7 protein-coding genes are annotated in these 10,260 nt (G+C 74.3%); 3 read left to right on the top strand and 4 right to left on the bottom strand.

Annotated elements, in window-relative coordinates:
• Window positions 1-224: 224 nt before the first annotated feature.
• Entirely contained in the window at window positions 225-4,301 is a 4,077-nt protein-coding gene (gene glgB, locus CYJ76_RS08550; protein WP_101849842.1) for a 1,4-alpha-glucan branching protein GlgB, read from the top strand.
• Between the two features lie 121 nt (window positions 4,302-4,422).
• Here the strand turns inward: glgB and CYJ76_RS08545 are convergent, their stop codons facing one another.
• The 4 genes from CYJ76_RS08545 to CYJ76_RS08530 all read right to left on the bottom strand — a co-directional run bounded on the left by CYJ76_RS08545 (window position 4,423) and on the right by CYJ76_RS08530 (window position 8,694).
• On the bottom strand, window positions 4,423-5,811 hold the full coding sequence (locus CYJ76_RS08545; protein ID WP_238138204.1) for an HNH endonuclease signature motif containing protein: 1,389 nt from the start codon (window positions 5,809-5,811) through the stop codon (window positions 4,423-4,425).
• Between the two features lie 205 nt (window positions 5,812-6,016).
• Window positions 6,017-7,072, bottom strand: a complete 1,056-nt coding sequence (locus tag CYJ76_RS08540; RefSeq protein ID WP_101849841.1) for a tetratricopeptide repeat protein — start codon at window positions 7,070-7,072, stop codon at window positions 6,017-6,019.
• A 99-nt stretch (window positions 7,073-7,171) separates the two neighbouring features.
• Window positions 7,172-7,480 (bottom strand): thiamine-binding protein, encoded by a 309-nt coding sequence (locus tag CYJ76_RS08535; RefSeq protein WP_070703495.1) that lies wholly within the window; start codon window positions 7,478-7,480, stop codon window positions 7,172-7,174.
• Window positions 7,481-7,491: 11 nt separating this feature from the next.
• On the bottom strand, window positions 7,492-8,694 hold the full coding sequence (locus CYJ76_RS08530) for an acetyl-CoA C-acetyltransferase (protein WP_070703496.1): 1,203 nt from the start codon (window positions 8,692-8,694) through the stop codon (window positions 7,492-7,494).
• A 151-nt stretch (window positions 8,695-8,845) separates the two neighbouring features.
• Between CYJ76_RS08530 and mce the strand changes: the two genes are divergently transcribed.
• Both mce and CYJ76_RS08520 read left to right on the top strand, forming a co-directional pair.
• Window positions 8,846-9,286 carry a methylmalonyl-CoA epimerase gene (gene mce, locus CYJ76_RS08525; protein ID WP_070703497.1) on the top strand — a complete coding sequence of 147 codons (441 nt, stop codon included), beginning with the start codon at window positions 8,846-8,848 and terminating at the stop codon, window positions 9,284-9,286.
• Between the two features lie 38 nt (window positions 9,287-9,324).
• A partial coding sequence (locus tag CYJ76_RS08520; RefSeq protein ID WP_238138203.1) for an AI-2E family transporter occupies window positions 9,325-10,260 on the top strand: 936 nt, incomplete at its 3' end.

Below are 10,260 nucleotides of genomic sequence, written 5' to 3'. Positions count from 1 at the left end.
CAAGCCACATCCCAGCCGGAGGTTCTCCCACGTTCAAGCCCGTCCTGCTGCTACCAACCTCCTGACCGAGAACACCTAGGACCGGCGCCCGGCCCGCCCGTGAGCCCCTAGTCTGGTCACGGAGACCACTGCCGCGGCCACCTCGGCCCGACCGCCGTGGGGCGCGCCTCCGCCACCGGCTACCGTCCGTCCACCGCACACGACACCACCGGGGAGCAGAACGCATGACGACCAAGAGCCTCAAGCACCTCCTCGAGGAGTGGATCCCCCAGCAGCGGTGGTTCACCGGGAGCGGGCACGTGCCGCGACTGCAGCGCATCGGCACGGTGCGGATGGGCGACGTCGTGGACCCGCAGGGGCGCACCGTGGCCCTGTCCACCGTGTACGTGGCCGACCGCGCCACCGTGCCCGCGACGATCTACCAGGTGCCGCTGACGGTGCGCTCGGCCGTGGACGCCGACGAGAAGGTGACCGGCGGCCACCTCGGGCAGGTGCCGCTGGCCAGCATGGGCCTCTCGGACGACCCCGACGAGCTGGGCACGGTGCACGACGCGGCCCACGACCCCGCCTACGCGGCCGCGATCATGGCGATGGCGCAGCGCGAGACGAGCTGGGGCGAGGACCCGGTGCGCATGAAGGGCATCCAGCTCAAGGCCCGCCGCCCCCACAAGCCGCCGTACATCGTCACCGGCTCCCGGGTGCTGCCCCCCGACCACCAGTCCAACACATCCATCATCGTCACCACGCTCGGCGGACGCCCCAACGCCCCGCGGCGGGAGACCGCCATCATCAAGCTGTTCCGCGTCGTGCAGACCGGCGCCAACCCGGACGTCGAGCTGCAGCTGGAGCTGGCCAAGCGGGGGTCCACCTCCATCCCCACGCCCCTGGGCTCGGTGGAGGGCGCCTGGCCCGACCCGGAGACCGGTGAGGAGCGCACCGGCCACCTGGCCTTCGCCAGCGAGTACCTCGGCGACGTCCCCGACGCCTGGGCGGTGGCCAACAAGGCGGCCCGCAAGGGCAAGCGCATGGCCAAGAAGGCCCGCCGGCTGGGTGAGACCGTGGCACAGGTGCACTCCGAGCTGGCCGAGGCGCTGGGCACCGTGACCGTGGACGCCGTGCACCGCACCGAGCTGACCGACCGGATGCGCACGCGGCTCGACCACGCCCTGGCGCAGGTGCCCGAGCTGGAGCCGCTGCGCGCCGAGGCCACCGCCCGCATCGACGCCCTGGAGGCCCTGGACTGGCCGTTGCTTCAGCGCGTGCACGGCGACCTGCACCTGGGCCAGGTGCTGGAGGTGCCCGACCGCGGCTGGGTGGTGGTGGACTTCGAGGGCGAGCCGATGCGCCCCGTGCGCGAGCGCCGCGCCCCCGACCTCGCCCTGCGCGACCTGGCCGGGATGCTGCGCTCCATCGACTACGTGGCCGGCGCCCGGGTGCGCGAGGCCGAGGCCGCCGGCACGCCGCTCGACGCCGCGGGCCGCGCCGAGCTGGACGCCTGGGCCCAGGGCGTGCGCGAGGCCTTCCTGGAGGGGTACACCTCCGTGGCCGGTGCCCGGGCGGCCGAGCCCCGCGCCCTGCTGGAGGCACTCGAGGTGGACAAGGCCTTCTACGAGGCCGTGCACGAGCGCCGCACCCGCCCCGACTGGGCGGCCATCCCGGTGCGTGCCCTGGAGCGGATGCTGGGCATCACCCTCAGCCCGGCCGTCACGCAGCGGACGACGGCCCCCGGTGGGGCCACCGGGGGCACGACGAGCGCAGGGCCCGCCGACGCGCGCGAGGGCGGGTCGGGGGACGACGGCCCCTCCCCCGTCGCGGACGGCACCCCCGGCTCCCGGGTGAGCGGCCCGGGGTCCGACGACGTCCGCGCCCGCTCCGACGAGGCGGACGAGCCCGGCCCCACCCGGTCGCGCCGGGCCGGTGCGACGCGCTTCACGTTCGGCTCCGGGGCCACCGGCCCCCGTGACGCCTCTCCCGCGGGCGGCGACACCTCCCCTGCCGCCGGCCAGGACGACCCCGCCACGGTGAGTCGCGAGGAGGCGTTGCGCATCGTGCAGGGCCGCAGCAGCGACCCGCACGCGGTGCTCGGCCTGCACGCCGTGGCCGACGGCGTGGTCATCCGTGCCCTGCGCCCCCGCGCCCGCCGCGTGGTGGCCGTGCTGCCCGACGAGTCGCGCTACGAGCTCACCCACCAGGCCGAGGGGATCTTCGGGGCGCACCTGCCCGGGGTCGCCCCCACCGACTACCGCCTCGAGGTGGTACGGCCCCTGCCTGGCCCGGCCGCGAGCACCCGCGGGCAGGCCGCCGAGCCGCGGCTGCAGGACGACGGGTACCGCCAGCCGCCCGGCATCGACGAGATGGACCTGCACCTGGTGCGCGAGGGGCGCCACGAGCGGCTCTGGACCGTGCTGGGCGCCCACCTGCGACGCGTCGAGGGCCCGATGGGCACCACCCGGGGCGTCGGCTTCAGCGTGTGGGCGCCCCACGCCCGCGGTGTCCGCGTGGTGGGCGACTTCAACCAGTGGGACGGCACCGCCCACCCGCTGCGCCGCCTGGGCGACAGCGGTGTGTGGGAGCTGTTCGTGCCCGGCGTCGGCGCCGGGGAGCGGTACATGTTCCAGGTCACCACCGCCGAGGGCACCACCGTGACCAAGGCCGACCCGATGGCCCGCCGCGCCGAGGTGCCGCCGAGCACCGCATCGGTGGTGGACGACTCGAGCGCCCGGGACTTCGGCTGGACCGACGAGGCGTGGATGGCGCAGCGCGGCACCCAGGACCCCCTGGCCCGGCCGATGTCGGTCTACGAGGTGCACCTCGGCTCGTGGCGCCGTGGCCTGGGCTACCGCGAGCTGGCCGAGCAGCTGGTGGAGCACGTGCGCGAGTGCGGCTTCACGCACGTGGAGCTGCTGCCCGTGGCCGAGCACCCCTACGCGCCCAGCTGGGGCTACCAGGTGACCGGCTACTACGCCCCCACCGCGCGCTTCGGCACGCCGGACGAGTTCCGCCACCTCGTGGACGCGCTGCACGCGGCCGGCATCGGCGTCATCGTGGACTGGGTGCCGGGCCACTTCCCCAAGGACGAGTGGGCCCTGGCCCGCTTCGACGGGCAGCCGCTCTACGAGCACCCCGACCCCCGCCGCGGCGACCACCCCGACTGGGGCACCCACGTGTTCGACTACGGCCGCAACGAGGTGCGCAACTTCCTGGTGGCCAACGTCCTGTACTGGCTGGAGGAGTTCCACGTGGACGGCATCCGCGTGGACGGGGTGGCCTCGATGCTGTACCTGGACCACTCGCGCGCCGACGGCGAGTGGGCCCCCAACCAGTACGGCGGCCGGGAGAACCTCGAGGCCGTGCAGCTGCTGCAGGACGTGAACGTCACCGCCCACCGGCTGCACCCCGGCATCGTCACCGTGGCCGAGGAGTCCACCGCCTGGCCGGGGGTCACCACCCCCACCTACGAGGGCGGGCTGGGCTTCTCGCTGAAGTGGAACACCGGCTGGATGCACGACTCGCTGGAGTACGTGGCCCGGGACCCCGAGGTCCGGCGTCTCCACCACCAGGACCTCACCTTCTCGATGGCGTACGCGTACTCCGAGCGGTACGTGCTGCCCCTCAGCCACGACGAGGTGGTGCACGGCAAGGGCTCGCTGGTGACCAAGATGCCCGGCGACACCTGGCAGAAGTACGCCGGCGTGCGGGCCTACCTGGCGTTCATGTGGGCGCACCCGGGCAAGAAGCTGCTGTTCATGGGCTCCGAGCTGGGCGTGCCGCGCGAGTGGGCCGAGGGCGCGTCGCTGGACTTCGACATCGACGGCGACCCGCTGCGCGCCGGCGTCCGCGCCACCGTGCAGGACCTCAACGCCCGGTATGCCGAGCTGCCGGCCCTGTGGCAGCTCGACCACGACCCGGCCGGCTTCCGCTGGATCGACTCCGAGAACGCCGCGGGCCAGGTCATCAGCTTCCTGCGCACCGGCCACGACCCGGCGGCCCCGGGCGGCACGCTGGCCGTGGTCGTGAACTTCTCCGACGGACCCCACGAGGACCTCCGCGTCGGCCTGCCGCACGCCGGCCGGTGGCGCGAGGTGCTCAGCACCGACGCCACCCGCTACGGCGGCTCCGGTGTGGGCAACCCGGGCGAGGTGGTGGCCGAGGAGGTGCCCGCCGACGGGCTGCCCGCCTCGGCCGCGGTGCGCGTGCCGCCGCTGGGTGCGGTGTGGTTCGTCCCGGTGACCGACGACCCACAGGGCCCGGACGGGGAGGCACTGGACGGGCAGGCAGGTGGGGACGAGCAGGCCCGCTGAGGGCACGGCCGGCTGACCGGCCGCCCCACGACCTGACCAGCCGCCGCTCTACCTGGCCAGGCTCCACTGCCTGACCAGCCACTCCTCTGCCCGACCGGCCACCCCTGCCTCCTCTCCGGACTCAGGGACCGGCCCGCTCGTCGGGCCACACCCAGCGCCCGTCCTCGAGCGAGGCGGTGAGGCCGTCGCGGTGCACCACCGTGTGGTGCCTCTCGCAGAGCAGTGCCAGGTTGTCCGCGTCCGTCGGCCCCCCGTCGGCCCAGTGCACGACGTGGTGGGCGTGGCACCACTCCGGCGGTCGGTCGCAGCCGGGGAAGGTGCACCCGCCGTCCCGGAGTGCGGCGTGCGCCCGCTGCGCCCCGCTGGCGAAGCGGTCGGACCTTCCGAGCTCGAGCGGCGCGGAATCCGTGCCCAGCACCGCCGGCACGAGGTCGGCGTCGCAGGCCATCTGCCGCAGCTCGGCAGGGGTGAGCACCTCGCCACGGGTGGTCGTGCCGAAGGCCGTACGGCCCGCGTCGGCCACCGGCCCCGGCAGGCCGCGCCCCCATCCCCGCCGCCTGGGCGCGAGTTGTGCCAGTCCCTCCTGCAGGGTGCGGTGGTCCATCGTCACGATGAGGGTGGTGGACCCGGCGAGCCCGCACCCGCCGGCCGTGGCGGAGGTGTCCGCCGCCTGGGCCCGCTCCACGATCTCCAGCAATGCGTCGGCCCGCCGTCGCGCGGCCGACCGCGGATCACGCACGCGCTGACCGTCCTCGGTGACACGGGACCGCGGCCCCGCGAGCCCGTCCACCGCCCGGCGGAAGCGGGCGGCATCGGGCTGGTTGAGGTCGACCTGGAACCGGACCAACCCCGTGGGCAGTCTCCGTTCGGTGAGCGACGAGCACTCCTTGGCCCGCTCGTCCTCGTGGTCCAGGGCGTCCTGCCCGAACCGGGCCACGACCTCCCTGGTGAGCTGCAGCAGCGCCTCCCGGGTGGTTCCCGCGCGCCCCGGCTCGTCCAGCACACCGGCCCGCTGCAGGTAGTACCCGAGCACCTCGCTGCGGTCAGCCCCGGGCAGCACCGGCAGCACCTTGCGTGACTCCCTGAGGATGGTGTGCGCGTGCCCCACGCTCACTCCCCCACCCCAGACCGCCGCGGCCAACGACTCGGTGCCCCGCTCCAGGGTCGCCTCGGCCACCGAGGCCACGGCGTGTGCCCTCCCGGGCTCCGTGACCCCCGCGTTCTGGCGCACCCACGCCGTGGTGCCGGCCGCACGCGAGGACCGGACCACTCCCCTGTCCACGGCCTCGGCGGTCACTCCCGCCATTGCCGCCTCCGCGGCCTGCACCAGCCTCCCGAGCACCCCCACCACCTCGGCGAGGTCGTCGGACCCCAGCGCCCACAACCCGGTGCGCAGGCCTTCCAGGTCCCCCACGAGGCCCGCTGCCCGCCGGGCGACGGCTGCCGCCTGCCCTGCGCGGCCGATGCCGGGAACCACCCCCAGCGGCCCCTCCCCCACAGCCGTGGCCACGTCATCACCCCCTGAGACGGTCGTCCTGCCCACGTCCGGCGCCGGCTCCCCTGCCGACGCCTCCATCATACACACACCCGATTTCACGTGCAACATCTGTACTGCTCCCGGCGTGACCCCTGCCCGGGAGAACCCGAGGGCCGCCGACCACCGCAGCAGTCGACGGCCCTCGGCCGGCACAGGACCCACTGGGCCCCACGCCCCCTCAGAACAGCGCGCTCATGAGCTTGCTGCGCGCGGTCCGCACGCGCGGGTCGGCCGAGCCGACCATCTCGAAGAGCTCCAGCAGCCGCTCGCGGGCCGCGGTGCGGTCGTCGTCGGCCGTCACCTTGACGGTGTCGATGAGGCGCTCGAACGCGTCCTCCACGTGGCCCCCGAGCATGTCCAGGTCCGCGGCCTGCAGCTGCGCCTGCACGTCGGTGGGGTTCGCGGCCGCGGCCTCGCGCACGGCGGTGGCGTCCAGCGACCCGGCCCGGGCCAGCAGCACCACCTGCTGACGCCCCAGACGCGCCTCCTCGTCACCCGGCTCCTCGGCCAGGCGTGCGTCGAAGGCCGCCACGGCGCGATCGAAGTCACCGGCGTCGATGGCGGCGTAGGCCTCCTCCAGGTGCGGCGAGAGGGGCTCCGCGGGTTCCTGGGCCGCCTCGGCACCCGCGCCGGCCTGCACACCCTCGGACACCGAGCCGGAGACCCCCGGCATCGCGCGGCCCGTCACACCGTTCTCCGCAGCGGCGGTCAGCAGGTTCTGCATCACCGCGCGCACCTCGTCCTCCGGCTGGGCACCGGGGTACAGCGGCATCGGCTGCCCACCGAGGATGGCGATGGTGAACGGCTCGGGCAGCTCCGGCATCTGGAAGGCCTGGAGCATCTCCGGCTGGGCACCCACGTCGGCGGTGGCCAGGCGGAAGGCACCCTCCATGGAGACCGCGACGCGCTCCATCATCTGCACGTACTCCAGCGCACCGGGCTGCTGCGGGCTCCACAGGACCAGCACCGCCGGCACGGTCATGGAGTCGCGCAGGACCTCCTCGAAGGTGGCGAGGTCCACGGCCACCACGGTGGCGCGGGCGTCCCCGGCGGGCAGGGTCGCGCCGGGCTCGGCGGCACCGCCGGCCGGGGCGCCGGAGCCCGCACCAGCGGGGGCACCACCGGGCTGGGCGCCGGCGCGCGCGGCGGCGGTGGCCTGCTGCACCTGCTGCTGCTTGAGTCCGGTCAGGTCGACGGCGCCGCGCAGACCGCGCGGGAAGGGCTGGGAGGTCATGCTTCCTCCTGGGAAGGGCGTCGGGATCGGGCAGGGGGCTGCATCGCCCCGTCTGGGCCCTAGCCTACGAGTCGCCGCCGGGCCCGGCCCCGGCTGCCCTCAGACGTCCCCGTCGGCCAGGTGCCGCTCCACGCGCTCCACCTTGGCCTCCAGCTGCCCGGTCCACCCGGGGCGCACGTCGGCCTTGAGCACCAGCGAGACGCGGGGCGACTCGGCGGCCAGCACCTCCACGCACTCCTTGACCACCGCCATGCACTCGTCCCACTCCCCCTCGAGGGTGGTGAACATGGCGTCGGTCCGGTGGGGCAGGCCCGAGGCGCGCACGACCTTCACCGCGCGCGCCACGGCCTCGCTCACCCCGCCGTCGGGGTCCCCGGACGACGGGGCGACGCTGAACGCGACGAGCACGTGCCCCGCCCTCAGGCCCGGGGCACGCGGACGACGAGCGCGTCGCCCTGGCCGCCGCCACCGCACAGGGCGGCCACGCCGACCCCGCCACCCCGGCGCTTGAGCTCCAGCGCCAGGGTGAGCACGAGGCGCGCACCGGAGGCACCGATGGGGTGGCCCATGGCGATGGCGCCACCGTTGACGTTCACCTTGTCCTCGCTGACGCCCAGATCGCGGGCGCTGGCGATGCCGACGGCGGCGAAGGCCTCGTTGATCTCGAAGAGGTCAACGTCCTCCACGGACAGGCCCTCCTTGGCCAGCGCGGCGCGGATGGCGTTGGCCGGCTGCATCTGCAGGCTGGAGTCCGGGCCGGAGACCACGCCGTGGGCGCCCACCTCGGCCAGCCACTCCAGGCCGGCGGCCTCGGCATCGGCCTTCTTCATGACCACCACGGCGCAGGCGCCGTCGGAGATCTGCGAGGCGTTGCCGGCGGTGATGGTGCCGTCCTTGCTGAACGCCGGGCGCAGCGTCGCCAGGGACTCGGTGGTGGTGTCCGGGCGGATGCCCTCGTCGGCGGTCACCTCGACGGGGTCGCCCTTGCGCTGCGGCACGCTCACCGGGGCGATCTCCTCGGCGAAGACGCCCTTGCCGGCGGCCTCGGCGGCGCGCTGGTGGGAGCGCGCGGAGAAGGCGTCCTGCTCCTCGCGCGTCAGGGCGCCACTGTGGTCGTCGGTGTTGGCGGACTCCGTCAGCCCGCCCATGGCCTGGTCGGTGAAAGCGTCCCACAGGCCGTCGAGGTCCATGTGGTCCTTGAGGGTCACGTCGCCGTACTTGAAGCCGCCGCGCGACTTCGGGAGCAGGTGCGGGGCGTTGGTCATGGACTCCTGGCCGCCGGCCACCACGCAGGAGAACTCGCCGGCGCGGATGGTCTGGTCGGCCATTGCGATGGCGTTGAGCCCGGACAGGCACACCTTGTTGATGGTGAGCGCGGGCACGTCCATCGGCACGCCACCGGCCACGGCGGCCTGGCGGGCGGGGATCTGGCCTGCGCCGGCGGTCAGCACCTGACCCATCACCACGTAGTCCACGTCCTGCGGGGAGACCTTGGCGCGCTCCAGGGCGGCCTTGATGGCCACGCCGCCCAGCTCGGCGCCCGAGAGGCTGCCCAGCGCACCCTGCATGCGACCCATCGGGGTGCGCGCTCCGGCGACGATGACGGTGGTGTTGTCGGACATGCTTCCTCCACGGGACGAGGGGATCGGGCGGGGTCGGGGCGCGCGCGGACCGGCGGTCCGGCGTGCTCGCTGCGGTGCAGCCTAACGCCCGTGTGACCCGCGCCACGCCCGGGCTGTCAGGTCGTCGGTGGCCCCCACTACCCTGTGGCCCATGCAGCCGACTCCCTCCACCGAGAGCCTCTTCACCGCCATCGACCACGTGGGGCTGGCCGTCGCCGACCTCGACGAGGCGATCGCCTTCCACCGCGACGTGCTGGGCATGGAGCTGGCGCACACCGAGGAGAACCCGGAGCAGGGCGTCCGCGAGGCCATGATGCGCATCGGCGACTCCCACGTGCAGCTCCTGGCGCCGCTCACCCCGGACTCCACCATCGCCAAGTTCCTGGCCTCCAAGGGCCCGGGCATGCAGCAGGTGGCCTACCGCGTGGACGACATCGACGCCGTGAGCGCCACCCTGCGCGAGCGCGGCCTGCGCCTGCTCTACGACGACGCCCGCCGCGGCACGAGCAACAGCCGCGTGAACTTCATCCACCCCAAGGACGCCGGGGGCGTGCTGGTGGAGCTCGTCGAGCCGTCGGCCGAGGGCCGCTGAGGCCGCCGGCGACGCCCCACCGGCCCCGCCCCACCACCGTGACCGCACCCACGCCCGAGGCCCCGCGCCACGCCCAGCGACCCTTCGTCGTGGGCTTCGTGGCGACGCTCGGCGTGCTCACCGCTCTGGCCATGGCGATGGCCGCCCGGCAGCTGGGCTTCGTGCTCACCCTGCTGGTGGTCTCGGTCTTCCTCGCCCTCACGCTCAACCCGCTGGTGGAAAAGCTCATGCTGCGCGGGCTGCGCCGCGGCGGGGCGGTGGCGGTGGTCTTCCTCTGGCTGCTCGTGGCGTTCACCGGCATCGGCGCGCTCGTGCTGCCGCCCATCGTGGACGAGTCCACCGCCCTGCTCTACGACGCCCCCACCTACACCCAGCGCTTCCTCGAGCAGGACTGGATCCAGCAGGCCGACCGCGACTTCCAGCTCACCGACCGCTTCCAGAACGAGCTGCAGAAGCGGGTGAGCTCCGGAGACCTCACCAGCCAGGTGACCGGCGGGGTGCTCGGCGCCGGCCGGCTGCTGGCCGCCGGGGCGTTCGGTGCCTTCACGGTGCTGGTGCTCACCCTGTACTTCCTGGCCACGCTGCCGCAGACCAAGCGCGCCGGGTACGCCCTCGTGCCGGCCTCGCGCCGGGAGCGCGTGGAGGAGCTGGCCGAGGAGATCATGCGGCGCGTGGGCGGGTACGCCGCCGGGCAGTTCATGGTGGCCACCATCAACGGCCTGTGCAGCTGGGTCATGATGACGCTGCTGCAGATCCCCTACGCGGCCGTGCTCGCGGTGCTCGTCGGCTTCCTCGGGCTCATCCCGATGGTGGGCGCCACCATCGGCGCGGTGCTCGTGGCCGCCATCGCCCTGGGGCACTCGACGCAGACCGCGCTGGTGGTGCTGGCCTACTACGGCATCTACCAGCAGATCGAGAACTACCTCATCGTGCCGCGCATCATGAAGCGCACCGTCTCCGTGCCGGGCGCGGTG

This window comes from Kytococcus schroeteri (assembly GCF_002847825.1).
GTDB lineage: Bacteria > Actinomycetota > Actinomycetes > Actinomycetales > Dermatophilaceae > Kytococcus > Kytococcus schroeteri.
The sequence above is the reverse complement of the archived record's forward strand: the minus strand, read 5'-3'. Positions and strand labels throughout refer to the sequence as shown.